Annotated in this window: 27 protein-coding genes; 12 read left to right on the forward strand and 15 right to left on the reverse strand. The window is 71.7% G+C overall.

Going from position 1 to position 23,594, the window contains the following annotated elements; genetic code table 11:
- Nucleotides 1-153: 153 nt before the first annotated feature.
- Nucleotides 154-366 (forward strand): hypothetical protein, encoded by a 213-nt coding sequence (locus EDD93_RS06775; RefSeq protein ID WP_123524285.1) that lies wholly within the window; start codon nucleotides 154-156, stop codon nucleotides 364-366.
- Here the strand turns inward: EDD93_RS06775 and EDD93_RS06780 are convergent.
- Both EDD93_RS06780 and EDD93_RS06785 read right to left on the reverse strand, forming a co-directional pair.
- Nucleotides 363-581 carry a hypothetical protein gene (locus EDD93_RS06780; protein ID WP_123524286.1) on the reverse strand — a complete coding sequence of 73 codons (219 nt, stop codon included), beginning with the start codon at nucleotides 579-581 and terminating at the stop codon, nucleotides 363-365. The genes EDD93_RS06775 and EDD93_RS06780 overlap by 4 nt on opposite strands.
- Nucleotides 582-599: 18 nt before the next feature.
- Complete coding sequence (locus EDD93_RS06785) at nucleotides 600-2,165, reverse strand: FadD3 family acyl-CoA ligase (RefSeq protein WP_123524287.1); 1,566 nt, start codon at nucleotides 2,163-2,165, stop codon at nucleotides 600-602.
- Between the two features lie 128 nt (nucleotides 2,166-2,293).
- Here EDD93_RS06785 and EDD93_RS06790 point away from each other — a divergent pair, with 128 nt between their 5' ends.
- From EDD93_RS06790 to EDD93_RS06800, 3 genes are read left to right on the forward strand one after another with little or no spacing between them, the layout of a single operon-like run.
- Entirely contained in the window at nucleotides 2,294-3,442 is a 1,149-nt protein-coding gene (locus tag EDD93_RS06790) for a lipid-transfer protein (RefSeq protein WP_123524288.1), read from the forward strand.
- A 13-nt stretch (nucleotides 3,443-3,455) separates the two neighbouring features.
- The gene (locus EDD93_RS06795; protein ID WP_123524289.1) at nucleotides 3,456-3,896 is read left to right on the forward strand and encodes a Zn-ribbon domain-containing OB-fold protein; all 441 of its coding nucleotides are present in this window, start codon (nucleotides 3,456-3,458) and stop codon (nucleotides 3,894-3,896) included.
- 6 nt (nucleotides 3,897-3,902) lie between these two features.
- On the forward strand, nucleotides 3,903-4,688 hold the full coding sequence (locus EDD93_RS06800; RefSeq protein ID WP_123524290.1) for an enoyl-CoA hydratase/isomerase family protein: 786 nt from the start codon (nucleotides 3,903-3,905) through the stop codon (nucleotides 4,686-4,688).
- Nucleotides 4,689-4,722: 34 nt separating this feature from the next.
- Here EDD93_RS06800 and EDD93_RS06805 read toward each other — a convergent pair whose 3' ends face one another.
- The gene (locus tag EDD93_RS06805) at nucleotides 4,723-5,280 is read right to left on the reverse strand and encodes a hypothetical protein (RefSeq protein WP_123524291.1); all 558 of its coding nucleotides are present in this window, start codon (nucleotides 5,278-5,280) and stop codon (nucleotides 4,723-4,725) included.
- A gap of 267 nt (nucleotides 5,281-5,547) precedes the next feature.
- On the opposite strand from EDD93_RS06805, the gene EDD93_RS39535 reads away from it, so the two are divergent.
- Nucleotides 5,548-6,189 (forward strand): hypothetical protein, encoded by a 642-nt coding sequence (locus tag EDD93_RS39535; RefSeq protein ID WP_185092229.1) that lies wholly within the window; start codon nucleotides 5,548-5,550, stop codon nucleotides 6,187-6,189.
- Nucleotides 6,190-6,222: 33 nt separating this feature from the next.
- On the opposite strand, the gene EDD93_RS06810 is transcribed toward EDD93_RS39535, so the two are convergent.
- Nucleotides 6,223-8,631: a PQQ-binding-like beta-propeller repeat protein gene (locus EDD93_RS06810; protein WP_123524292.1), complete on the reverse strand. Its 2,409-nt coding sequence runs from the start codon at nucleotides 8,629-8,631 to the stop codon at nucleotides 6,223-6,225.
- A gap of 179 nt (nucleotides 8,632-8,810) precedes the next feature.
- Nucleotides 8,811-9,620 carry a VOC family protein gene (locus EDD93_RS06815; protein ID WP_123524293.1) on the reverse strand — a complete coding sequence of 270 codons (810 nt, stop codon included), beginning with the start codon at nucleotides 9,618-9,620 and terminating at the stop codon, nucleotides 8,811-8,813.
- A 324-nt stretch (nucleotides 9,621-9,944) separates the two neighbouring features.
- Between EDD93_RS06815 and EDD93_RS06820 the strand changes: the two genes are divergently transcribed.
- Nucleotides 9,945-10,592, forward strand: coding sequence for a TetR family transcriptional regulator (locus tag EDD93_RS06820; RefSeq protein WP_123524294.1), 648 nt, complete (start codon nucleotides 9,945-9,947; stop codon nucleotides 10,590-10,592).
- Nucleotides 10,593-10,740: 148 nt separating this feature from the next.
- Here the strand turns inward: EDD93_RS06820 and EDD93_RS06825 are convergent, their stop codons facing one another.
- Together EDD93_RS06825 and EDD93_RS06830 are read right to left on the reverse strand one after the other, a co-directional pair.
- Nucleotides 10,741-11,238: a nitroreductase family deazaflavin-dependent oxidoreductase gene (locus EDD93_RS06825; protein WP_123524295.1), complete on the reverse strand. Its 498-nt coding sequence runs from the start codon at nucleotides 11,236-11,238 to the stop codon at nucleotides 10,741-10,743.
- Nucleotides 11,238-12,491, reverse strand: a complete 1,254-nt coding sequence (locus EDD93_RS06830) for an acyl-CoA dehydrogenase family protein (protein WP_123524296.1) — start codon at nucleotides 12,489-12,491, stop codon at nucleotides 11,238-11,240. Before EDD93_RS06830 ends, EDD93_RS06825 begins: the two co-directional genes overlap by 1 nt.
- 163 nt (nucleotides 12,492-12,654) lie before the next feature.
- Here EDD93_RS06830 and EDD93_RS06835 point away from each other — a divergent pair, with 163 nt between their 5' ends.
- Entirely contained in the window at nucleotides 12,655-13,824 is a 1,170-nt protein-coding gene (locus tag EDD93_RS06835; RefSeq protein ID WP_123524297.1) for a thiolase C-terminal domain-containing protein, read from the forward strand.
- 7 nt (nucleotides 13,825-13,831) lie between these two features.
- Here EDD93_RS06835 and EDD93_RS06840 read toward each other — a convergent pair whose 3' ends face one another.
- Together EDD93_RS06840 and EDD93_RS06845 are read right to left on the reverse strand one after the other, a co-directional pair.
- Entirely contained in the window at nucleotides 13,832-14,236 is a 405-nt protein-coding gene (locus EDD93_RS06840) for a type II toxin-antitoxin system VapC family toxin (RefSeq protein WP_123524298.1), read from the reverse strand.
- Nucleotides 14,229-14,507, reverse strand: a complete 279-nt coding sequence (locus tag EDD93_RS06845) for a type II toxin-antitoxin system Phd/YefM family antitoxin (protein WP_123524299.1) — start codon at nucleotides 14,505-14,507, stop codon at nucleotides 14,229-14,231. The genes EDD93_RS06840 and EDD93_RS06845 overlap by 8 nt, the downstream gene beginning before the upstream one ends.
- Before the next feature lie 102 nt (nucleotides 14,508-14,609).
- On the opposite strand from EDD93_RS06845, the gene EDD93_RS06850 reads away from it, so the two are divergent.
- Nucleotides 14,610-15,311: a pyridoxal 5'-phosphate synthase gene (locus EDD93_RS06850; protein ID WP_123524300.1), complete on the forward strand. Its 702-nt coding sequence runs from the start codon at nucleotides 14,610-14,612 to the stop codon at nucleotides 15,309-15,311.
- A gap of 30 nt (nucleotides 15,312-15,341) precedes the next feature.
- Here EDD93_RS06850 and EDD93_RS06855 read toward each other — a convergent pair whose 3' ends face one another.
- Nucleotides 15,342-15,530, reverse strand: a complete 189-nt coding sequence (locus EDD93_RS06855) for a ferredoxin (RefSeq protein WP_123527620.1) — start codon at nucleotides 15,528-15,530, stop codon at nucleotides 15,342-15,344.
- Between the two features lie 56 nt (nucleotides 15,531-15,586).
- Nucleotides 15,587-16,843 carry a cytochrome P450 gene (locus tag EDD93_RS06860; protein ID WP_123524301.1) on the reverse strand — a complete coding sequence of 419 codons (1,257 nt, stop codon included), beginning with the start codon at nucleotides 16,841-16,843 and terminating at the stop codon, nucleotides 15,587-15,589.
- Nucleotides 16,844-17,040: 197 nt separating this feature from the next.
- Here EDD93_RS06860 and htpX point away from each other — a divergent pair, with 197 nt between their 5' ends.
- Both htpX and EDD93_RS06870 read left to right on the forward strand, forming a co-directional pair.
- On the forward strand, nucleotides 17,041-17,952 hold the full coding sequence (htpX, locus tag EDD93_RS06865; protein WP_123524302.1) for a zinc metalloprotease HtpX: 912 nt from the start codon (nucleotides 17,041-17,043) through the stop codon (nucleotides 17,950-17,952).
- Nucleotides 17,953-17,968: 16 nt separating this feature from the next.
- Nucleotides 17,969-18,553, forward strand: coding sequence for a PspA-associated protein PspAB (locus EDD93_RS06870; protein WP_123524303.1), 585 nt, complete (start codon nucleotides 17,969-17,971; stop codon nucleotides 18,551-18,553).
- 30 nt (nucleotides 18,554-18,583) lie between these two features.
- Here EDD93_RS06870 and EDD93_RS06875 read toward each other — a convergent pair whose 3' ends face one another.
- Nucleotides 18,584-19,048 (reverse strand): GNAT family N-acetyltransferase, encoded by a 465-nt coding sequence (locus tag EDD93_RS06875; protein ID WP_123527621.1) that lies wholly within the window; start codon nucleotides 19,046-19,048, stop codon nucleotides 18,584-18,586.
- A gap of 677 nt (nucleotides 19,049-19,725) precedes the next feature.
- Between EDD93_RS06875 and EDD93_RS06880 the strand changes: the two genes are divergently transcribed.
- Complete coding sequence (locus EDD93_RS06880) at nucleotides 19,726-21,162, forward strand: hypothetical protein (RefSeq protein WP_260255643.1); 1,437 nt, start codon at nucleotides 19,726-19,728, stop codon at nucleotides 21,160-21,162.
- Between the two features lie 49 nt (nucleotides 21,163-21,211).
- Here the strand turns inward: EDD93_RS06880 and EDD93_RS06885 are convergent, their stop codons facing one another.
- The 3 genes from EDD93_RS06885 to EDD93_RS06895 all read right to left on the reverse strand — a co-directional run bounded on the left by EDD93_RS06885 (nucleotide 21,212) and on the right by EDD93_RS06895 (nucleotide 22,975).
- Nucleotides 21,212-21,820, reverse strand: coding sequence for a DJ-1/PfpI family protein (locus EDD93_RS06885; protein ID WP_123524305.1), 609 nt, complete (start codon nucleotides 21,818-21,820; stop codon nucleotides 21,212-21,214).
- A 94-nt stretch (nucleotides 21,821-21,914) separates the two neighbouring features.
- Nucleotides 21,915-22,166, reverse strand: coding sequence for a DUF397 domain-containing protein (locus EDD93_RS06890; RefSeq protein ID WP_123524306.1), 252 nt, complete (start codon nucleotides 22,164-22,166; stop codon nucleotides 21,915-21,917).
- Nucleotides 22,163-22,975: a helix-turn-helix transcriptional regulator gene (locus EDD93_RS06895; protein ID WP_260255644.1), complete on the reverse strand. Its 813-nt coding sequence runs from the start codon at nucleotides 22,973-22,975 to the stop codon at nucleotides 22,163-22,165. The genes EDD93_RS06890 and EDD93_RS06895 overlap by 4 nt, the downstream gene beginning before the upstream one ends.
- An 82-nt stretch (nucleotides 22,976-23,057) precedes the next feature.
- Here EDD93_RS06895 and EDD93_RS06900 point away from each other — a divergent pair, with 82 nt between their 5' ends.
- Nucleotides 23,058-23,462 carry a hypothetical protein gene (locus EDD93_RS06900; protein WP_123524308.1) on the forward strand — a complete coding sequence of 135 codons (405 nt, stop codon included), beginning with the start codon at nucleotides 23,058-23,060 and terminating at the stop codon, nucleotides 23,460-23,462.
- Nucleotides 23,463-23,594 lie beyond the last annotated feature (132 nt).

The following is a 23,594-nucleotide window of genomic DNA, read 5'->3' on the forward strand; positions in this document are numbered from 1 at the left end:
TGCCCATCGATCCGTCGCGTCGGGGGGCAGGCGGATCGTACGGGGGACCACACCGCTAGGGTGAACGGTCCTTGTACGCCCGTCCGGCAGCCCACGGGGGAGCAGCCGGACGGGCATCGCCGACCGCGCACGTAACACCTCTGGGAGACAGGCATGAGCGACGCAATCAAGCCCAAGGCCGGCAACGCCACGACGCAGGAGAACCACGCGGGCAGCCCGGCCGCCGACGGCGGCACGGTCACTCCGCTGGAGAACCACGCGGGCAGCGTCACCGAGGGTGTCGCCACCCTGGAGAACCACGCCGGCGGCACGCCGAAGGACCTTCTCAAGCCGCAGGAGAACCACGCGGGCTCCGAGAAGGCCTAAAGACCAGAGCGACGGGGTGGGGGAACGGCCGCGGCGGCGCGGAGGGGGAGCCGTCGCGGCCGCCGCACGTCCGGGCCCCGGCCGGGCTGCCGGCCCGCGATCACCGCGAGGGCCGCGTCGACGGCGTACTTGTGGCCGTGCAGGCCGGTCGCCCTGAGCAGGCGGATCGCCTCGTCCGCGATGTCCTTGGTGACCGGCTCGACGACGACCCGCACAGGGCGATCAGTTCGTCCTCAGGAGGGACCGCCCTCCCCCCGCAGCTCCCCCTTCACCACCTTGCCGCTCGCGTTGCGCGGGAGGCCGCTGACGAACTCCACCGCCCTGGGCACCTTGTAGTTCGCCATCTCGCGCCGCGACCAGGCGATCAGGTCGTCGGCGGTCACCGTCGCGCCGGGGCGGCGGACCGCGTACGCCTTGCCGACCTCGCCGAGGCGGGGGTCGGGGATGCCGATGACCGCGACGTCGGCGACGTCCGGGTGCAGGCCCAGGAGCTGTTCGATCTCCGCGGGGTAGGCGTTGAAGCCGCCGACGATGAACATGTCCTTGATCCGGTCCGTGATGCGCAGGCTGCCGTCCGTGTCCAGGACGCCCACGTCGCCGGTGTGCAGCCAGCCGTCCGAGGTGATCGTGGCGGCCGTCGTCTCCGGGTCCTCGAAGTAGCCGCTCATCACGTTGAAGCCGCGGACCAGGACCTCGCCCGGTTCGCCGGGGGCGGCCAGGACGCGGATCTCGGTGCCGGGGATCGCGCGGCCGGAGGTGGCGGCGATGGTGCGGGCCGGATCGCCCCGGCGGCACATCGAGACGATGCCGCTCGCCTCGGAGAGGCCGTAGGCGGTCAGGACCGTGGCGATGCCGAGTTCGGTGCGCAGGCGCTCCACCAGCTGGAGCGGGACCACCGCCGCGCCCGTCACGACCAGGCGGAGCGCGGAGAGGTCGTGGGTGGAGCGGGCCGGGTGGTCCAGCAGTGACTGGTGGAGCGTGGGCGGGCCGGGGAGGACGGAGATGCGCTCGGCGGCGATGTTGGCGAGGACCGTGTCCACGTTGAAGACGGGCTGCGGGATCATCGTCGCGCCCCGCATCAGACAGGCGATGACGCCCGCCTTGTAGCCGAAGGTGTGGAAGAACGGGTTCACGATCAGATAGCGGTCGCCCTCGCGCAGACCGGCCAGTTCGCTCCAGATCTCGTAGCAGCGCAGCGTCTGGGCGTGGCTGATGACGGCGCCCTTGGGGCGTCCCGTGGTGCCGGAGGTGTAGATGATGTCGGAGGGGGAGGACGGGTCGATGGCGTCGGCCCGTGCCCGTACCCGCTCGGGGGAGATCCGCTCGCCCGAGGCCAGGAAGTCCTTCCAGGTGACGTAGTCGGCGGGGGCGGTGTCGGCGAGGACCACCACCTTCTCCAGGTCCGGGAGTTCGATGTCGGCGCGGCGCAGGGAGGCCACGTACGAGGTGCCGAGGAAGGTGCCGGTGACGAACAGCAGCCTGGCCCGGCTCCGCTCCAGGATGTACGCCGCCTCCGTGCCCTTGAAGCGGGTGTTGAGCGGGACCAGGACCGCGCCGGCCGTGACCGCGCCCAGCGCGGAGACGATCCAGTCCAGGGTGTTGGGCGCCCAGACCGCCACCCGGTCCCCCGGCTCCACCCCGGAGGCCATGCACGCGGCGGCGGCCCGTTCCACGCGTTCGCCGAGTTCCGTGTAGGTGATCCTGGTGCGGCCCTCGGCCACCGCCTCGCGGTCGCCGTAGCGTCGCGCCGCCTCCCGTACCAGGTTCGGGACGGTGGACCATTCCTCGTCGCCGCGCATCTCGTGCCCTCCCGCCGGACCGCACCGCGGTGGTCGGCTCCGGTGGCCGGCCGCAGTAGCTGACTATCCGTCAGATTAGCTGTAGCCTCCTCCGCTGTCAGCAGTCATGACGGCCTCGGAGGTGGCGGGTGGCGACGCTCAAGGACAAGACAGCGATAGCCGGGATAGGGCAGACGCGGTTCGCGAAACACCTGCCCGAGTCGGAGAAGACCCTGGCCTGCCGGGCCATCGTCGCGGCGCTCGACGACGCGGGCATCGCCGCGTCGGAGGTGGACGCGTTCGCCTCGTACACGATGGAGGAGACCGACGAGGTCGAGGTCGCCAAGTCCATCGGGGCCGGTGACGTGACCTTCTTCAGCAAGGTGGGGTACGGGGGCGGCGGCTCCTGCGCGACGCTCGCGCATCTCGCCGCCGCCGTCGCGACCGGACAGGCGAGCGTCGGGGTCGCCTGGCGGTCGCGCAAGCGCGGATCGGGGCCCCGGCCCTGGAAGAACACCGCCGTGCAACTGCCGACGCCCGCCCAGTGGACCCGTCCGTACGGACTGCTGCGGCCCGCCGACGAGATCGGCATGCTGGCCCGGCGCTACATGCACGAGTACGGGGCCACCCGCGACCACCTCTTCAACGTCGCGCTGGCCTGCCGCAACCGGGCCAACCAGAACCCCGACGCCGTGATGTACGAACGCCCGCTGACCCGCGACATGTATATGACCTCGCGCTGGATCAGCGAGCCGCTCTGCCTCTTCGACAACTGCCTGGAGACGGACGGCGCGCTGGCCTGCGTCATCGTCTCCGCCGAACGGGCCCGCGACTGCCGGCAGAAGCCCGTCTACCTCCACTCGGTCGCCCAGGGACTGCCCGCCCAGCACCACGGGATGGTCAACTACTGGAACGAGGACCCGCTCACCGGACCGGCCTGGGCCGCCGCCCGACAACTCTGGAAGCAGGCCGACTTCGGCCCGGACGACGTCGATGTCGCCCAGATCTACGACGCGTTCACCCCGCTCATCCCGCTCTCCCTGGAGGGCTACGGGTTCTGCGGGCGCGGCGAGGGCGCCGCGTTCACCGAGGGCGGGGCACTGGAGAGCGGCGGCCGGCTGCCCGTCAACACCGGCGGCGGCGGGCTCAGCGAGGGGTACGTGCACGGCTTCAACCTCATCAACGAGGGCGTGAAGCAGCTGCGCGGCGTCTCCACCGCCCAGGTCCCCGACGCCTCGACCTGCCTGGTCACCGCCGGGGAGGGCGTCCCCACGTCCGCCGTACTGCTGAGGAATTGAGGAGCGATTCGCGATGGATGGACTGTTGCTGCCCGTCGTCGACGAGGACGGCGCGCCCTTCTGGGAGTACGCGGCCCGCGGCGAACTGCGCGTCCAGGCCTGCGCGGCCCCGGACTGCGGAAAGCTCCGCTTCCCGCCCCGGCCGTGCTGCCCGCACTGCCAGTCGTTCGAGAGCGAGTGGCGGGCGATGAGCGGGCGCGGCCGCATCTGGTCGTACGTGCTGCCGCACCCGCCGCTGCTCCCCGCCTACGCCGACCAGGCCCCGTACAACGCGGTGGTGGTCGAACTGGCCGAGGCCCCCGGGATCCGGCTGGTCGGCAACGTGGTCAGCGGGCCCGACGCGCCGCTGAACTCCGTCGACCCGGAGCGGCTGCGGATCGGCGCGGCCGTGAAGGCGGTCTTCTGCCCCGTCTCGCCCGAGGTGACCATGGTCCGCTGGCTGCTGGAGCGGTGAGGGGCGATGGCGCTGCGCACGGAGACGGACGGGGCGACCGGGGTCGCGCTGCTCACCCTGGACCGGCCGGAGAAGCTCAACGCGATCGACCTCGCTACGGCCGCCGAACTGACCGCCGCCTGGCGGGCGTTCCGCTACGACGACGAAGTGCGGGCGGTCGTGGTGACCGGCGCGGGCGGCCGGGCGTTCTGTACCGGGATCGACCGGGGCGCGGACGTCCCGCAGCCCTCGTCCCCGTACACGATCGACGATCCGCTGATCGCGATCGGGCCGAAGGCCAACGACCTGTGGAAGCCGGTGATCGCGGCCGTGGAGGGGATGGCCTGCGGCGGGGCGTTCTACCTGCTGGGCGAGGCGGAGTTCGTCATCGCGTCCGAGGAGGCGACGTTCTTCGACCCGCACACCACGTACGGCATGGTCAGCGCGTACGAGGCGATCTCGATGGCGCAGCGGATGCCGTTCGGTGAGGTCGCCCGGATGTCCCTGATGGGGACGGCCGAGCGGGTGTCGGCCCGGCGCGCGTACGAGACCGGGCTGGTCAGCGAGGTCACCCCGGCCGGCGGCGCGGTGGCGGCCGCGCTGCGGGCGGCGGCGGTCATCGCCTCGTACCCGGCCGGGGCGGTGGAGGGCACGGTACGGGCCGTCTGGTCCGCCAAGGAGGCCGCCAGGACCCAGGCGCTGGCCCATGCCCCGCACCTGATCGCGCTCGGGAACCTGACGCCGGAGCGGCAGGCGGAGCTGTTCAGGGAGCGGGGCAGGGGGGCCGGTGGCGGTGAACCCCGTCTGAGGTGAGGACCGTCCGAGATGAGCGCCGGAGCCGCGTCCGTCAGTAGCTCAGCTCGGCGGTGACCGAGCACTTCTTCACCCGGGAGACCTTGCTCGGGTTGTCCATCCGGACGGAGAGGGTCTGCGTGACGCCGCCGTCGACGTTCACGCTGGCCTCCCCCCTGTCCACGGTGTTGCCGCGCGAGTCGAGGAACGTCACGTCGACCTCGTAGGTGTGGCTGCCGGCCGCGTTCGCCGTGAGCCGCACGGTGGAGAAGGTGACGGCCTTGCGCTTGCCCTTGCCGGGTGCCGCGCAACGGAACACGTACGCGCGGGGCGCGTCCGTCGCGGTGGCGGTGGGGGTCGCCGTGCCGTAGGTGGAGCCGGTGGACGAGCTGTAGTCGTCATCGTCGTAGTCGGAGTCGGAGTCGGTGTCGTGGTAAGTGCCGTTGCTCTTCTTGGAGTTGGAGCACCCGCCGCCACTGCTGCTGCTGCCGCCGCTGCTGGACTTTCGGCTCTTGCTGCCGCTCTTGCTGCCGTGTCCGTGGCTGGAGAAGCCCGTGAGCGCGAGGACCACCGCGACCAGGACCACTGTCAGTTTCATGTGCTGCCGCATCATCGATGCAGCCCCCCTTGTGTTGTGACTCGTCTCTTCGCCGTCGCACGGCGCGCGACACCGTAGCGCACAGCATGGCCGGTCCCGGTCGGCAGCCCGGTCATGGCCCTGTCACGGTCTTGTCATCATCTGCCCGTGATCGGAACGCGGCCCGGCATATCTCCGTCTGGTGGCGGGCGTCATTCGCCCGGCGTAGCGTCGGGAGGCGAGAGCGGTGCTGATCCGCGCCACCGGCCGGTGGCGCCTCGCGCGTCCCGCTGGAGGCCGGAGATGATCCGTAACGTCCTCGGCTCGATCGTCGCTCTCATCGGAGCGGCGGCCGCCGTGCTGAGCCCCTTCCGTGACTGGTACGACGGCCGCCTCGGGCGGCACTACCGGATCGGCGACCTCTTCACCGGCACCGGCGTCACCGGGGCGCACCCCGGCCTGTTCGGCTCGCTGATGCTGCCCTTCGTGCTGGCCGCGGTCGTGACGGTCGTCGGCGTGGTCCTGCGCTCCCGGCTGCTGGTGGCCCTCGCGGGCGTGGTGGTGCTCGGGTTCACCGTGCTGTGGATGGTCCGCCAGGGCCAGGCGGCCGGCGAACTGACGGTCGCGGGCGACGGTTCCGGGCTTCAGCAGGGCGTGGCGAACGCCGCGGGCGGCGGGGTGCTGCTCCTGCTGGGGGCGGCGCTGATGTCGGGGCGCCGCCGCCGGAGCGCGGCGCGGCCGGAGCCGTACGACGCGCCGGGGTCGGCGGATCCCGATACCTGGCCGCCCACCCGGGAGCCGGGCCCCTCGGTGCAGACGAGCCCCTGGCCGGAGCCGGAGGCGGACCCGTACGTGGGACCGGATTCGGAGTCGGGCCCGCCTCCGGACCCGGGCCCCGGGCCGGAATCAGGCCCGCCGCCGAAATCAGGCCCGTCCGGCGGCTGATCGCCGGAGGAGCCAGAAGGGCCGGACGGGCGTCTACGCGCGGGCCCTATTCCCCGTCCCCGTGCCCTTCACCGCGTCCAGCGCGTACACGCAGCGGTCCTTGCTGCACGCGTACACCACCCCGCCCTGCGCCACCGGCGACCCCGTGATCTCGCCGCCCGTCGCGAGCTTCCAGCGGAGCTGGCCGCCCGCCGCGTCCAGGGTGTAGAGCACGTGGTCGGCCGAGCCGAAGTGGACCCGTCCGTCCGCGACGACCGGGGCGCCCACCACGTCGCCGCCCGCGGCGAAGCGCCACTTCGGGGTGCCGGTGACCGCGTCCAGCGTGTACAGCGCGCTGCCGCTGCCGACGTGCACGTTCCCCGTCGCCACCAGCACCGGTTCGGTCGACTGCCGGGACTCGGTGGCGATGCGCCAGCGGTCCTTGCCGGTCGAGGCGTCCAGCGCGTACACCGTGCCGAGGTAGTCCGCGAGGTACACGCCGCCGCCGGTGACGGCCGGCCCTGCCGCGAACGCGGGCGGTGAGAGGAAGACCGCCGGGGACTCGAAGTGCCAGCGCACCCGGCCGGAGCCGATGTCCAGGGCGAGCACCCGGGCCCCCGCACTGACGTACACGTAGCCGTCCGGCGCCGGGGTCACCCGGATCGGGACCCCGCCGCAGGAGGCCGCGTCGCCCACCGGGTACGACCAGCGCTCGGTGCCCGTGCGGGCGTCGACGGCCCGCAGCCGGGCGTCCTGCCAGAGGTAGACCGTGCCGTCGTGGACGGCCGGTCCGGCCTCCGCCGTCTCGAAGTCCGTCTGCGCGCCGGTGGTCTCCCAGAGCTTCTCGCCGGTGGACGCCTCCCACGCCTGGATGCCGCCGCCCCGGGTGCCGGTGACGACCGTGCCGCGGTCCGCCTTGAGCGAGTACACCCACGCGTCGGTCTGCAGCCGCCAGCGCTCGGCGCCGCTGACCGCGTCCAGGGCGTAGAGCGAGGGCCCGTCGGAGGCGTGGATGCGGCCGCCCTCCACGGCCATCGCCCAGGCCACGTCACGGGTCTTGAACTGGCGCCGCCCGTTGCCGGTGTCCAGCGCGTGCACCTCGAAGGAGGTGACGTACAGCAGATCACCGACCACGACCGGCGTGCCCCACACGTCGTTCGACATCCGGAACCGCCAGGGCCGCCAGCGATCCGGCCCGGAGGAGGCGCTGTCCGGCGCGTGCGCCGGAGCGGGCACCGGGGCCGCCGGGGCCGTGAGCGCGCCGTTCACCCCGGCGGGCGGGCGCACCCAGCCGGTCGCCGGAGCCGCCTCGGCGGCGGCCGAGGCGCGCACGTCCTGGGCGCGCGGACCGGGCCCGATCGGCACCTGCGCACCGGAGAGCCGCACCGGGCCGCCCGCGTCGGGCGCCTCGGCGGGCGGGGCGGGGGGCGGGACGACGGGCGACACGGCCTGGGGGCGCGGGTCCACGGCGCTGTGCCGGGCGGTGTCCCAGTCGGCGCCCGGATGCGTGGCGGGCAGCGGCGGTACGGGGGCGGGCACGGGCACGGGAGGGGGCGCGGCGATCACGCGTCCGCCGCCCCGGCGCAGCTCGATCATCTCGGTGGCGGAGGCAGGCAGCCAGGCCGACGCCGTGCCGCTGTCGTCGCCGCCGGAGGCGAAGAGGTGCGGGGAGAGCTGGGACTGGAGCTCGGCAGGGGTGGGCCGGCGCGAGGCGTCCATCTGCATGCAGGACTCGATCAGCGAGCGCAGATCGTCGGGCAGCCCGGCCAGGTCGGGGCCCTCGCGCAGCAGCATGAAGACCGTCTCGACCGGGTTCGCCCCGTGGAAGGGCGCGTGGCCGGTCGCGGCGAAGACGAGCGTCGAGCCGAGCGAGAAGATGTCGCTGGCGCCCGTGACGCTGCGCGAGTCCCGCGCCTGCTCGGGCGACATGTACGCGGGCGTGCCGACGGCGACGTTCGTCATGGTCAGCCGGGTGTTGGAGACGCCGGACGCGATCCCGAAGTCGATGACGCGGGGGCCGTCCTCCACGACGAGCACGTTCGACGGCTTCATGTCGCGGTGGACGAGCTTCGCACCGTGGATGGACTGGAGGGCCTCCGCGATGCCCGCGGCCAGCCAGCGCACGGCCTGGGTCGGCATCGGCCCGCACTCATTCACTATTTCCTCGAGCGAGGGCGCGGGCACGTAGGCGGTGGCGAGCCAGGGCACCGCGGCACGCGGGTCGGCGTCCACCACGGCGGCCGTGTAGAAGCCGCTGACGGCCCGCGCGGCCTCGACCTCACGCGTGAAGCGCACCCGGAACAGCTGGTCCTCGGCCAGTTCCGTACGCACCGTCTTGATCGCCACCCGCCGGCCCGACGCCGAGCGGGCGAGATAGACCAGCCCCATGCCGCCGGCTCCGAGCCGTCCCAGCACCTCGAACGGGCCGATCCGCCTCGGGTCGTGCTGCGTCAGCTGCTCCATCACTTACCTGCCACCCTCCCCGTACGGCCCCCGGTCGCCCGAGGTCCGCGAATTCCCGCCCTGTGCAGCGTCTCACCACTGGGCACCACCCGACGGTGCGCACCCCGATTGTTCCTGGCGGAGGCGCCGGTTGCGAACCCGGGGGCAGAACCGGGTGTCGTGGATCACTCCGGGCGGTATCAGGACACCGGTGGCTGAAGTACGGCGAAGACGGCGGCCTGGTCGTCCTGGAGCACCGCCATCCGCCCGTACGGGATGTCGAAAGGCGGTGCGGAGACCCGGCCGCCGAGCCGGACGACGGTCTCGGCCGACTCGTCGCAGTCCGCCACGGCGAAGTAGTTGAGGAAGTAGCTGGGCATCATCGCGGGGAACGCGTCGGTGATGACGCTGCGCCCGCCGACCGCGGTGTCCGGCCCGGGTTCGGTGCCGGCCGGCGACCACATGCGGTAGTCGACGCGGGACTCGTCCGTGCCGGGGGCACCGGGGGTGCCGGGGCCCGCCTCGTCCGGGTCGGTGGAGCGGAAGCCGAAGACCTGCTCGTAGAAGGGGTCCACGCGCTCCTTCTGCCGGGTGTAGACCTCGGTCCAGCAGAAGGAACCGGGCTCGTTCTGCTTCTGGAAGCCCTGGCGTTCACCCGCCTGCCAGAGCCCGAAGACCGCGCCTCCGGGGTCGGCGGCCTGGGCGAGCGCCCCCAGCCGGCCGGCCCGCACCGGTTCGGTGATCACCTGCCCGCCCGCCTCCCGGACGCGGGCGACCGAGGCGGTGATGTCGTCGGTCGCGAAGTAGACGCCCCAGGCGGTCGGCATCCGGCCGTCCTGCTTGGCGGCGAGCGCGGCGACCAGGGCGCCGCCGCTGAGGGCGTCGGTGTACGGGCCCTCGCCCGCCCGGAAGGTCCAGCCGAAGAGCTCACCGTAGAAGCGCTTGCCGGCTTCGAGGTCGGGGAGCTGCACATCCACCCAGCACGGCGCGGACTGCGCGAATGCGGCCATGGGCCCGGATCCTTCCGTCGCGGTGACGCTCGTCACAGCCAACGTAGCCTCGGCCCGTCCCGTGCGCGCCCCAGCCTCTCCGATACGAACATATTTTCGAGATGAATTTCCCGGATTGTCGGTGTTCCGGCTCCGTCACGGAAAGTTATCCACGGAAGTTATCCACAGGCTGTTGATAATACTAATCAGCCTGTGGGGAACGGCGGGAGCGGAACTGCGGGGCACATCGCCGGAAATCCCCGCACTCCCCCCGCCATTCCTGCGGCCCTCCCCATTTGCAGTCGGCCGAATCGCGCTCCGATCACCCGTCGGTAAGCTGACGGCATGACAGGACAAGTACGCACCGTCGACGGCCGCGTGGCCGGCCGACGCGGACAGGCGACGCGGCAGAAGCTGCTCGACTGCCTCAGCGAGATGCTCAGTTCCTCGCCGTACCGGGACGTCAAAGTCATCGACGTCGCCCGGAAGGCGGGGACTTCACCCGCGACCTTCTATCAGTACTTCCCCGACGTCGAGGGCGCCGTCCTCGAGATCGCGGAGGAAATGGCCAAGGAGGGTGCCGGACTGACCGAACTGGTCGCCGGGCGCTCCTGGGTCGGCAAATCCGGCTGGCAGACGGCCGAAGAACTCGTCGAGGGCTTCCTCGACTTCTGGCGGCGCAACGACGCGATCCTCCGCGTGGTCGACCTCGGCGCGGCCGAGGGCGACAAGCGGTTCTACAAGATCCGCATGAAGATCCTGAACTCCGTCACCAACTCCCTTACGGATTCGGTGAAGGAACTCCAGGCCAAGGGCAAGGTGGACAAGGACATCAGCCCCGCGGCGATGGCCGGTTCGCTGGTCGCGATGCTGGCCGCGGTCGCCTCGCACCAGAAGGGCTTCACCACCTGGGGCGTGAAGCAGGCCGAACTCCGGCCCAACCTCGCGCTGTTGGTGCATCTGGGCATCACCGGCAAGAAGCCGGCCAAGTAGCGCCCGCGCCGGAATCCCGTACTGGGTGACGCGCGGTGATCCCGGGCGCCCCAGGTCCTGTCTCACCGACGGCGGACCACCCATGTGGTCCGCCGTCGGTGCATCCGGACACCGCCGCGAGCCCGCACCCCCTGCGCCCCCGCGCCGCTCACCCCGACGCGTCGCGCCGCTCCAGCCTGAACAGCCGGATCTCCCGGTCGATCCGGGCCTGGTACGCCGCGTAGGGCGGCCAGAACCTCAGCGCCGCCTCCCACACCTCGGCGCGCTCCTCCCCCGCCAGCAGCCGGGCCCGTACCGGAATGCCGACGCCCTTCCAGCTGATCACCGGCGCCTCCGGGTGCGCCAGCAGGTTCGCCGTCCAGGCCGGATGACCCGGACGGCCGAAGTTGCTGCCGACCAGCACCCAGCCGCCCGGACCGCCGTCCCGCCCCACCGGCATGCAGGCCAGCGGCGTCGTCCTGAGCTGCCCGCTGCGCGCCCCCGGCACCGTCAGCACCACCCCCGGCAGCATCTGTGCGCTGAGCAGCACCCTGCCGCGGGTCAGCCGGTGGACCGCGCGGTCCATGGCGGGCACCACATGGGGGGCGATCCGCGCGAAGGCCCGGGTGGAGGAGACCTTCTGGACGAGGCGCACACCGGGCGCCATCAGACGGCCACCCGTTCGGCCGGACCGTTCCCGGCCGCCTGCCGCTGCCCGGCGCCCGGCCCCTCCGCCGCGCTCCCGAAGAGTCCCGCCCGCTGGGCCGCGTGGTCGCGGAGCCGGTGGACGGGGCCCAGGAGCAGTTCGGCGGCGGCGGCCCGCTTGAAGTAGAGCTGCGCCTCGTGCTCCCAGGTGAAGCCGATGCCGCCGTGCAGCTGCACGGCCTCGGCGGTGGTGACCCGCAGTGCCTCCAGCGCCTGGGCGAGGGCGAGCCCGCCGGCCTCCGGGTCCCAGGCCGCGTAGTACGCCGCCGAGCGGGCCGACTGCACCCGGACGTACAGATCGGCCAGCCGGTGCTTCACCGCCTGGAAGGAGCCGATCGCCCGGCCGAACTGCTCGCGCTCCCCGACGTAGGCGACCGTCCGCTCCAGCGCGCTCGCCGCCGTCCCCACCGCCTCGGCGGCGAGCACGGCGGCGGCGGCACGGCCTGCCACGGCGAGGGCCCCGGCCGCGTCCACCGTGTCGTCGGCGCCGAGGAGTTCGGCCTCGGTGTCGCGCAGCTGGACCCGGGCGAGCGGCCGGGTCTCGTCCAGCGCGGTCTGCCGGGTGCGGACGAGCCCGGCGGGCGGCTGCGGCCCGTCCGTCCGGACCAGGAACAGCAGGGTGCGGCTGCGCGGGAAGCCGCCCGTGTGCGCGGCGACCAGGAGGAGTCCGGCACTGTGCCCGTCCAGCACCTGATCGGCCTCCCCGTACAGCCGCCATCCCCCCTCGTCGCCGCCGGCCGGCCTGGCCTGGACGCCGCCCGCCCGGCCGCCGCCCGCCCAGCTGCCGCCGGTCAGGTCGCCGGTGAGGCCGAGGGCGGTGGCGAGCGAGCCGCCCGGGACGGCCAGGGTCGCGGTGAGCCCGCCCGCCGCGATCTCCGGCAGCAGGGCGGTGCGCTGCTCCTCGGTGCCGAGGGCGGCGATCAGGGGCGCGGCGAGCACGGCGGTGGCGAGCAGCGGCGACGGCAGCAGCGCGCGGCCCGCCTCCTCGCAGACGACGGCGAGCTCGGCGGGGCCGCAGCCGGCGCCTCCGTACTCCTGCGGGAGGGCGAGTCCGGGCAGCCCGAGGTCCTGGGCGAGCCGGCGCCACAGTTCGGCGTCGTAGCCGTCCCGCGTGCCCACCGCGCTCCTGACGTCGTCGGGGCCGCTGTGTCTGGCCAGCAGTTCGCGCACGGTGCGGCGGATCTCGTCCTGTTCCGCGGTGAAGGCGGCATCCATCGTCGGACTCCTTCCCCTCAGAGGCCGACGGCCTCTGATCTGACGGGGCGTCATGCTAGGGCGGATCCTCCGAGATTCCCAGAGCCGCGCACCGCGACGACGCCCAAGATCCAGGCTCCACGCGCTGGTTCACGTCACCACAATCTGATGTACCGTCAGATTCATGCCCTCTTCCTCCCGCAAGGTCGCTGTCGTCGGCATATCACTGGCCGACTGCGGACGCGTCGACACCGCGACGCCGTACGCCCTGCACGCCCAGGCCGCCCGCCGGGCGCTGGCGGACTCGGGTCTGGACCGGTCGGTCGTCGACGGGTTCGCCTCCGCCGGGCTCGGCACCCTCGCCCCGGTCGAGGTCGCGGAGTACCTGGGGCTGAAACCCACCTGGGTGGACTCCACCTCGGTCGGCGGATCGACCTGGGAGGTGATGGCGGCCCACGCCGCGGACGCCATCGCGGCGGGCCGCGCCAACGCCGTACTGCTGGTCTACGGGTCGACGGCGCGGGCGGACATCAAGGCGGGCCGCCGCACGTCCAACCTCTCCTTCGGGGCCCGGGGCCCGCTCCAGTTCGAGGTGCCGTACGGGCACTCGCTGATCGCCAAGTACGCGATGGCCGCCCGCCGCCACATGCACGAGTACGGCACCACGCTGGAGCAGCTGGCCGAGGTGGCGGTGCAGGCCCGCGCGAACGCGGCGGCCAACCCGGACGCGATGTTCCGCGACCCCGTCACGGTCGACGAGGTCCTCTCCGGCCCGATGATCGCCGACCCGTTCACCAAGCTGCACTGCTGCATCCGCAGCGACGGCGGCTGCGCGGTGCTGCTGGCCGCCGAGGAGTACGTACCGGACACGGCGAAGGACCCGGTCTGGATCCTCGGAACCGGTGAGCACGTCTCGCACTCCGCCATGTCCGAGTGGGACGACTTCACGGTCTCGCCCGCCGCCGTCTCCGGCCGCCTCGCGTTCGAGCGGGCGGAGGTGCGGCCCGCCGAGATCGATCTGGCTGAGATCTACGACGCGTTCACCTACATGACCCTGGTGACGCTGGAGGACCTGGGCTTCTGCGCGAAGGGCGAGGGCGGCGCGTACGTCGAGAAGGGCCGCACCGGCCTGACCGGCGAGCTCCCGGTGAACACGGACGGCGGCGGCCTGTCCGCCTGCCACCCCGGCATGCGCGGGCTGTTCCTGCTGGTGGAGGCGGTACGCCAGCTGCGCGGCGAGGCGGGGGAACGGCAGGTCCGCAAGGCGGGCGGCCGGCTGCCGGAACTGGCCGTGGCGTCCGGGACGGGCGGCTGGTTCTGCTCGTCGGGGACGGTGGTGCTCGGTCGGGGGTGAGGCGCGCTCACACGGCGACGACCGTGAGCATCCCTTCGAGCCCCCTGAAGTCGTCCGCGTTACGGGTGAACAGCGGCAGCTCCCTGACGGACGCGATGGAAGCGATCATCAGGTCCATCCGCCGGGGCCGGGGGTTACGGCCTGCGGCGACGACGAGAGACACCAGACTCCCGTAACGGGCGGCAGCTTCTCCATCGAAGGGCAGCGGTTCGAAGTCGGCCACCGCGGCGCCCAGCTTCTCCATCCGTGCCGCCCGCCCGGCCGGGTCCCCGGCCATCGCCACACCTTGCTGAAGCTCGGCCATCGTCACGGCGGTGAGCAACGGAAAGGCCGGCAGATCCTCGGCGCTCAACAGATCGAGATCGATATAGGCGCAGGTGTCGAGCACCCCCGAGCCGAAGCGCTCAGCCACGTGCGCGCTCCCAGGGATCGTCGCCCCCGACGCGGTCCTCATCACCGAAGAGGTCGTCCGCTTCGCGGCGCATCAGCACGGCATCCACTCGGGGCAGCCGTCGATGCCGGGCCACGAGCTCCTCGGCACTCAGCTTCCGCTTGCGCGTGAGCGGCCTGAGCTCCGCGACCTCTATCCCGTTACGGGTGATGTGGAAGACCTCCCCCTCTTCCACGGCGTTCATGACATCGGCGGAGCTGTTACGGAACTCTCGCTGCGTAATGGTCCTCATACACTCACTGTAGCGCCACGTGTCCCGCCGTGCTACAGCGTGAGGCGGCAAGAGCGCAGTCGTGGCTTCGGTTCCGGCCCGCTCGTGAGGTCCAATGGCCGCATGACCGACGCCTCCGCACAGCACGCCTTCCGCGCACTGCTCCACACCCAGCGCGTGTGGGACATCGAGCTGCCCGCCTTCGACCCCGCCGCCGCGCCGGACACCCCCCTCCCGCTCTTCCACGCGTGGTTCGCCGAGGCGGTGGCCGCCGGGCAGGCGGAGCCGCACGCGATGACCCTGGCCACGTCCGACGCGGAGGGGCTGCCCGATGTGCGGACCCTGATGCTGCACGACGCGGACGAGCGAGGCTGGCACTTCGCCACCCACGCCACCAGCGCGAAGGGCCGCCAGCTGGCCGCCCGCCCGCACGCCGCGCTCGGCTTCTACTGGCCCGCGCAGGGGCGGCAGGTACGGGTACGGGGTCCGGTCACCGCGTGCCCGGCCGCCGAGAGCCGGGCCGATCTGCACGCCCGGTCCACCGGGGCACTGGCCTCCGCGCTGGTGGGGCGGCAGAGCGAGGTGCTCGGCTCGTCCGAGGAGCTGGCCCGCGCCTCCGACGCCGCCTGGGACCGGGCCCGGGAGGAACCGGATGCGGAGGTGGCGTCCTGGACGCGGTACGTGGTCGAACCGTACGAGGTGGAGTTCTTCCAGGGCGACGCGCGGCGCCGGCACATCAGGCTGCGCTACCACCGGGGGGCCGGGACCGGGACCGGGGCGGCGGGGGCCGCCGGGGCCTGGCAGCGGGAGCTGCTCTGGCCCTGACGGCAGCCGGTCGCCCCGGTCGCGGAGCGCTCAGTTCACCGTGATCGCCTGCACGGGGCAGGCGCGGGCCGCCTCGCCGACCATGGGACCGGTGAGGGCGTCGCCCGGTTCGGGCAGCAGCTCGCTGAACCCGTCGTCGTCCTGGGTGAACACCCTGGGAGCGACGAGCGCGCACTGCCCCGCGCCGATGCACACGTCCTTGTCAATATCGATCTTCATCGTCATCTGCACCTCGCCTGAGCCTTCGTTCGGATGTCGGTCGTCCCGGATGCCGGTCACCATGTGACGGGCAGTTCCAGCAGCCCCTGGAGCGTGTCGCCCGGCTTGAACGGGACGTCCTCGGCGGGCACCGCCAGCCGCAGGCCGGGAAGGCGCTCGAAGAGGGCGGGCAGCGCGATCTCCAGCTCGGCCCGTGCCAGGTTCTGGCCCAGGCACTGGTGGATGCCGAAGCCGAACGCGACGTGGTTGCGCGCGTTGCGGCCGAGGTCCAGCTCGTCGGGCGACGGGTACACGGACTCGTCGCGGTTGATCACCGACGTGGACAGCAGGACGCCGTCCCCCGCCCGCACGGTCACCCCGCCCACCTCGATGTCCTGGACGGCCACCCGCGACAGCCCGTCCGCGATGGACAGGAACCGCAGCAGCTCCTCCACCGCGGCGGGCATCCCGCTGCCGGGGGCGTCATCGGTGGAGGCACCGGCGGCGCGCAGACGGGCCAGCTGTTCCGGGTGCTGGAGAAGGGTGAAGGTGCCCAGCGAGATCATGTTCGCGGTCGTCTCGTGACCGGCCACGAGCAGGATCTCGGCCAGCCGCACCAGCTCCTCGGTGTCCACCGCGCCGGTCTCCAGCTGCTTGACGATCAGCTCGTCGAGCAGCCCCTCGCCGGGATCGCGCCGCTTGCGCCCGATCAGTACCCGGAAGTACTCGTCGAGGGCGTCCCGCGCGGCCTCGACGTCGGAGGCCTCGGGGCCGCGGAGCAGCTTGCGCGACTGGGCTTCGAAGAAGTCGTGGTCCGCGTAGGGGACGCCGAGCAGCGCGCAGATGACCATCGAGGGCACCGGCAGCGCGAAGGCGGTGACCAGGTCCGCCGGTGGCCCCTGCTCGACCATCGCGTCGAGCAGGGCGTCCACGGTCGCCCGGATCTGCGGCCGCAGCGCCGCCGTCCGCCTGACCGTGAAGCTCGGGATGAGCATCCGGCGCTGGGCGTTGTGCTCGGGATCGTCGACGCCGATCAGCTCGACGCGCCGCTGGGTGGTCTCGGCCTGCCGTTTGACGAAGAGCGGGAAGTCGGGGTGTTCCCGGTCGGACGACAGCCTGGGGTCCACCAGGAGCGACCGCGCCTCGGCGTGACCGGTCACCAGCCACACCGTCCGGCCGGTGTAGAGACGGACGGGGGTCACCGACTGCTGGCCCCGGCTCTCGCTCGGGTATCCCGTCGGCGGGTGGTAGGGGCAGCTGCGGTTCTGCGGAAAGGCGACGGTTCCGGTGTCGGTCTCGGTGACGACCTGGTTCTCGGTGTCGGTCTCTGTCATGGAGGACCTCGCAAAGAGATGGGGGAGTCCTGCCGATCACTCACCACTAGATGCCCCAGGCACCTAATTGGGCTAGGCGTAGTTCGGCCAAATCCCCCGTACCGGACTCGCCCGTCATGGCTCGTACGCTGCCACCCTTATCCCATTTCAACCACCGAGGAGCACTATGGGAAGCAGATGAGGACTGGAGGTCACCCATGACCCGAACCCGTAGCCGGTACGCCTCGGACCGCGGTCTCACCACACGCATGGTCACCACCATGTTCCTGATCGGCTTGCTGTACGTGGTCCTGGTCGGCGTACTGCTCGCCGTGCTGCGCGGTGCCTGGCCGATCATCCTGATCATCACCGGGGGCATGTTCATCGCCCAGTTCTGGTTCAGCGACCGCATCGCGGCCTTCAGCATGGGCGCCCGCGAGGTCACACCCGAGCAGGCACCGGAACTGCACGGCGCGATCGACCGCATCTGCGCCCTCGCCGACATGCCGAAACCACGGGTGGCCATCGCCGAGAGCGATGTCCCGAACGCGTTCGCCACCGGCCGCAGCGAGAAGACGGCCCTCGTCTGCGCGACCACGGGACTGCTGCGCAGACTGGAGCCCGAGGAGCTGGAGGGCGTGCTCGCCCACGAGATGTCGCACGTCGCGCACCGTGACGTCGCCGTCATGACGATCGCCTCGTTCCTCGGCGTACTCGCGGGCATCATCACCCGGGTCGCCCTGTGGGGCGGGTTCTCCCGCAACAGCCGGAGCAACGACCCCGTCGGCATCGCGATCATGCTGATTCCGCTGATCAGCGCCGTCGTCTACGCGCTGAGCTTCCTGCTGACCCGGCTGCTCTCGCGCTACCGCGAGCTGTCCGCCGACCGCACCGCCGCACTGCTCACCGGCCGCCCCTCGGCCCTGGCCTCCGCCCTCACCAAGGTGAGCGGCCAGATGGCCCGGATCCCGACGGAGGACCTGCGGAAGGCGGAGCCGTACAACGCCTTCTACTTCGTCCCGGCCTTCTCCTCCAAGGAGAGCCTGAGCCGGCTGCTCTCCTCGCACCCGACCCTCGAACAGCGCCTCGACCAGCTGTCCCGCATCTCCGCCGACCTGTCCCGTCCCTGAACCGAGGAGTACGTCCGTGGGCCTGCTCGACACCATCCTGGGCCGCAGCAAACCGGTCCGCCCGGACCTCGACCAGCTTTTCGCCGTCCCGTCGGCCGCGCTCACCCTCCAGGCGGCGACGGGCTTCGTCCCGACCGGCCTCGGCTCGGTGTGCTTCGCGGGGGTGGAGGGCGCCACCTTCGCCCGTATCCAGCAGGACGTACGGGAGCTGCTGGACGCGGACACCGCGAGCGGCGGCATCCCGGTGGAGTTCAGCCGGGACTCCTACGGCTACACCTGGCTGCTCGCCCGCCAGCCCGCCGAGGACACCGCCGCACTGGTCAACGACCTGCACGCGGTCAACACCCTGCTCCAGGACGGCGGCTTCGGCCCGCAGCTGCTCTGCTCCCTGATCGCCTTCCGCGACGAGCAGGAGCGCCCACTGGCCCTGGTCTACCTCTACAAGCGGGGCACGTTCTACCCCTTCGCCCCGGTGCCGGGCAGCGGCGAGAAGCGCGACAACCAACTGGAGCTGCAGACCCGGGCCGCCCTCGGCGACGACCTGCGCGTGGAGAAGGACCTGGCCCGGTGGTTCCCGGTGTGGGGAGCGCCTGGGCTGTGAGGGCCGGCGCGCGTGATACCGCGCTGAGTGTCACGGGCCCGTGGGGAGCAGCCCAGGCGGGCACAGGTAGAACAGCTCCGGGTCCCCCTCGTCCAGGCCGTGGAGCAGGCCGGCCGGGCTCCATCCCGCGCGCTGCAGGAGCCGCTGCATCGGCTGGTTGGACACGTTGGTCGAGGTGAACAGCTTGGGAGTGACACATGAGGCCGCGGCCTCCGCGAGCAGCCGGCCGCCCACACCCCGGCCACGGGCGGCCGGGGCCACCATCAGCATCGTGAGGAAGCCCTGCTCGAAGAACGTGTACTCCACCACGCAGTAGCCCAGCGGCCCGGACGCGTCCTCTGCCACGGCCGCGAGGCCTCGGCCGCACCAGCGCCGGATGTCCGTGCGCCGAGCGTCGTCACCGTCCGCCGCGACCGAATCGATCCGGACCAGCGCTTCCGCATCCGACTCGCGCCCGCGCCGCACGGCGAACCGTCCCCGCTCCCCTGCATCCATGTCGTCCACAGTGGCATCAACACGCGGTGCGTGCGGGTTGACGCGTGGAAGCAGTCATCGGGGTGGGCGGCCGCCGGGGCTGCACGCGGCCACCCTAACGGGGTAATGCCCGACAGATCACGGGATAGTACATTAGGGACGGCACCGAAGAAGACAAGTGACTGAGCTTCAGGTCCGGTGTCCGAGCGCCCCACGCGGTTTGCCCAGCAGTAGTGGCAGCATCGCGAAGTGGGGCCGACACGGCCGCTTCCGCTTCCCACCCCACGTACCTGACCGGCTGCGGGAGCACGTAGCCGGATGACGACCGACGTCAGGTCGGTCAGCCAGCCACTGCCGGGCGAGCGGTCCGCCCCATGGCCCTCTCCGCTCCCCGGCCGAACGGTCGGATTCAGGCCGCCGTCATCCCCTCAACGCCCCAGGCGCGACTCTCCTCCGTGTCGGCCGACGAGCCGACGCACCACTCCCTCCGCGCACCCACCGCGCCGAGGGGCACGAGACACACCCTCACTGCCATCACTCCACCCTCCAGCAGGAGTTGACCCATGAGCGGATGCGGCTGCGGGCAGTCCCCCATCGCACTGTCCCCCAACACCCAGTCCCCCATCGCCATCGGCGGCCGCCACCCCTCCAAGCCGGCCTGTCCCCCGGCGCCTTGCCCCCCAGTGGCCTGTCCCCCCGTGGCCTGCCCCGGCTCCAAGCCGTGCGAGCACTGCGAGACGACCCCACTGCGCGACTCCGCGCCGTACCGGGTCGCGGCGAGCGCGATCAGCACCGACCCGTCGCCGTACTACACCATCGCCAACACCCATGCCGCGCTGGACCCGGTCGTCGCCCAGACCGTCCTGGACAGCGGCACGGGCACGTTCCCGGCCGACGACGGAACGCACGACGGCCGGCACACCTGGCTGGCCGGCGTCGTGCGCATCGACCCCGAGTCCGTGCGCGGCAACCCCACCAGTGTCACGGTCAGCGCCTCGGTCCACGTCCACAACGACGGCCCGAACGCGGCCTGCCGGCTCTACGGCCGCTTCGCCCTGTGGAACGGTACGACTCCGGTCCGCACCGACCTCCTCGGCCCACCCGACCTGCCGGCGGGCGGTGACGACAACGGCGTCATCCCACCGACTACCGTGCCCCTCGCGGATGTCCTCGCGGGAAGGGTCGTCGTCGAACTCAACCTGGAAACGGGCAACGACGGCGCCTGCCGCGTCGGCCCCAAGCAGTGGACCGTCGACAGCTTCGTCCTCACCGTTCAGGCGGCCACCCCGGGCTGCGGCAGGCACTTCCTCCGTACGACGTGCCGCACCTGCGACGGCACGGTCACCTGCACGACCGACACCCTCGACGGCTCATCGACCCCCTACGCCCCGGTCCCGCCGGTCGTCCCGGCCGACTCCTGTCAGGAGGGGTGCTCCACCGACCGGCCCCCGTGCATCTCCACCGACCGGGGCAACGCGATCACCCGGGGCAGCGACGGGTGCCTCTACGCGCCCGACGCGCCTGCTCTGGACCCGTCCCCCTGCAATGCCGCACGGAACACGACCGGCGGGCTGCTCGTACCGCGGATCGACCTGGCGGGTATCGCTCCCGGCGGCAACAGCGGCGTAGAGCGGTCGGTGGACATCGACGTCACCGGCGCGCCCGGCTGTCCCGAAAGGTGGAAGATCGGCGCCCGACTCACGCCGGTGAGCGCGTTCCTCAACTCCGAGCGGCAGAACGCCGACCTGCTGGCCCGGACCGGTGCCGACGTGCCGATCCCCGAGTCCGACATCGTGCTCCCGGAAGCCGGGGTCTACCACATCGACAGCGACGTGCGGTACGGACTCGGTTCCGCCACCGGAGGCAGCGGCTACATCATCGGCTGGCTCAGGGACGAGACCACGGACACCCTCCTGACGAGCTTCACGCAGATCTCGGTGATCAACGCGGCGAGGCAGGAGCAGCACGGCGGAACCACACACATCATGACCGAGTACACGGTCAGCTCCGGCCCCCGGACGGTTCGCCTGCACCTGATGTTCGTCCTCACCGGCGGCAAGATCACCAACGCCGAGGCCGGCGGCACCGACAGCAACGGCGCGACCCGGATGCGCTTCCTCAAGGTCAGGGACTGACTGCCGAGGACGAGCCGGCGTCGGGGTGCCCGCCGCTGCCTCGCGGGCGTCAGCGCAGTGCGACCTCGCCGGCGCGGACGGTCCCCATCACGCGCTCGACGGTCTCCTGGACTTCACCGACCGGAGCCGCGTAGCCGATGGCAGCGCGCGCGGCGTCCTCCCCGAGCATCCGGGTGATCACCCACCCGGCAAGGTACTGCGAGGCCAGGCAGCCGCCCGCCGTGGCGATGTTTCCCTCGGCGTGGAACGGCGCGTCCAGCACGGTGACGTCGCACGCCTCGACATAGGGCCGGCTCTTCACATCCGTGCAGACCGGCATCGCGCCCAGCAACCCGAGCCGTGCGAGCACCAGCGCACCGGAGCACTGCGAACCGATCAGCTGCCGCGACGGGTCGAGCGGCAGCATGGCGAGCATTCGGTCATCGGCGACCACGTCGCGCGTCTTCACCCCGCTGCCGATCAGCACGACGTCGGCCTCGGTTACGAACTCCATCGGACGCTGCCCGGTCACCTCGACTCCGTTCATCGACGTGACCACGGGCGCGGGCGTCGTGATGAAGGCTTCCAGACCGTCCTTGCGACAGCGGTTGATCAGCGCTGAGGCGATGAAACTGTCGAGTTCGTTGAACCCGTCGAAGGTGACCACGGCTACCTGCATCACAACTCCCTGAATATGCCGTCCGGGCACCCAGCCTCTCAGACGCGCCGGGCCCGGTTAAGAGCCAGTCGGCGGCCGTGAGGTGCCGCTGCTCTCAGTTGCCGACCGCGTGCCCCAGGAACGCGGTCCAGGCGGCGGGGGCGACCGCGAAGGTCGGCCCGTCGGTGACCTTGGAGTCGCGGACGTGGACGGTGTGGGGGCAGGTGGCGACCTCTACACAGGCCGCTCCCTCGTTGGCGCTGTAACTGGACTTGTGCCAGTCGTAGGCGACTTCGATGCACTCGGCACCCTCGTTGCCGCTGTAGCTGGACTTGAACCAGATCAGTCCGGTGGCGTGGTGGCTCACAGTTGCCCCATCTTCTTCTCGATGATCTCTGCGGATTCCCAGGGGTTGTGCGCCTGAGCCCGCAAGGTGCCGAAGAGGTCGAACATGTCGACGACCTGGTCCGGCTGCGAGATAAACCTATCCCCGCCACGCGCCTCCACGTACACGAGCGCGCGTCCCTCCGACGTGGAGATCAGGTGCATGGGCCCCGTCAGCCCCGCATGGGTGTGCTGCGCTGTCGGCATCACCTGCACGGTCAGGTGGTTGTAGCGCTCGATGCAGTCGAGCATGTGCCGCAGTTGCGCCTTCAGCACCTCCGGCCCGCCCAAGCACCGTTCCAACACCGACTCCTCCACCACGATTCCGATGTGCGGAGGCGGTGTGCGGGTCAGAACCGCCTGCCGTTCCAGCCTCGCTTCCACGCGGCTGATGACCTCGGCCTCCGTGTACGCGGGGACGCGCACGCGGTGCAGTGCGTAGGCGTACGCCTCGGACTGAAGCAGGCCTGGCATTACCATCGTGTCGTACCCGTTGATGACACGCGCGGTCCGCTCGGACTGTGCCCAGCTCACGAACTTCGGCGGATACTTCTCCTCGTCCAGCATCTCGCAGCACTCCACCAGAGCGCCGTTCGCTGCGAACAGTTCATCGGCCGCCACCAACAGATCGATCGACGGAATCCGTTCCGCGCGCTCCACCGCGCCCATCAGCGACTCCGAGATCAGCAGCTGCTCAGCGGCCGTCTTCTGTGTGAACCCGGCACGCACTCGGTGAACGCGAATCAGCTCCCCCACGAGCCGCCGAACATGAGATGCCTCGGTCTTCCCCACAACTCACCACCGTTCCCCACACCGCGCGATGTGGACCGTTTCCTCCTGGTCACGCTACGCAGTCGCCGCGATGCTCGTAGACATGACGAGCAAGAAACTCCCCGAATGGGTACCCGCCTCGGGGCTCCAACTGCACCTGTCCGGCATCCACTTCGACGCGATCCGGCTACGCGGAGTGCGGGGCGAGGCGGCGCTGCACCATCTGGCCACCCTCACCGACGGCGATCCGGGGCCCGTCGTCCGGGAGATCGCGGGGGCGCGGTGGACGTACTTCCTGCTGGCCCCCGGTGCGAGCCGGGACTTCGACTGGCCGCCCGGCGCGAAGTGCTTCGGCCCGGCCGCCCGCGACCAGTACGTGGGGATCCCCGCGCCGGACGGCAACACGTACCCGCTGAGCTGGCGGTGCAGGGCCCCGGACGCCGGGGACTTCGTGGACGCTGAGCTGCTCCACGGAGTCGTGATGGCCCAACTCGTGCCGGAGGAGTGACCGGCCGGAGCCGCAGCGTCTCCGTATCATCAGGTGCATGGCTGCAGAGCCCTCGCGATCCGCCGTCATCCGCAACCCCAACCTCCGGGAGCTCCGCAGGCGGCGCAAGGCAATCGGCCGCTGAACCGCGCA

The sequence above is a fragment of the Streptomyces sp. 840.1 genome, assembly GCF_003751445.1.
Lineage (GTDB): Bacteria > Actinomycetota > Actinomycetes > Streptomycetales > Streptomycetaceae > Streptomyces.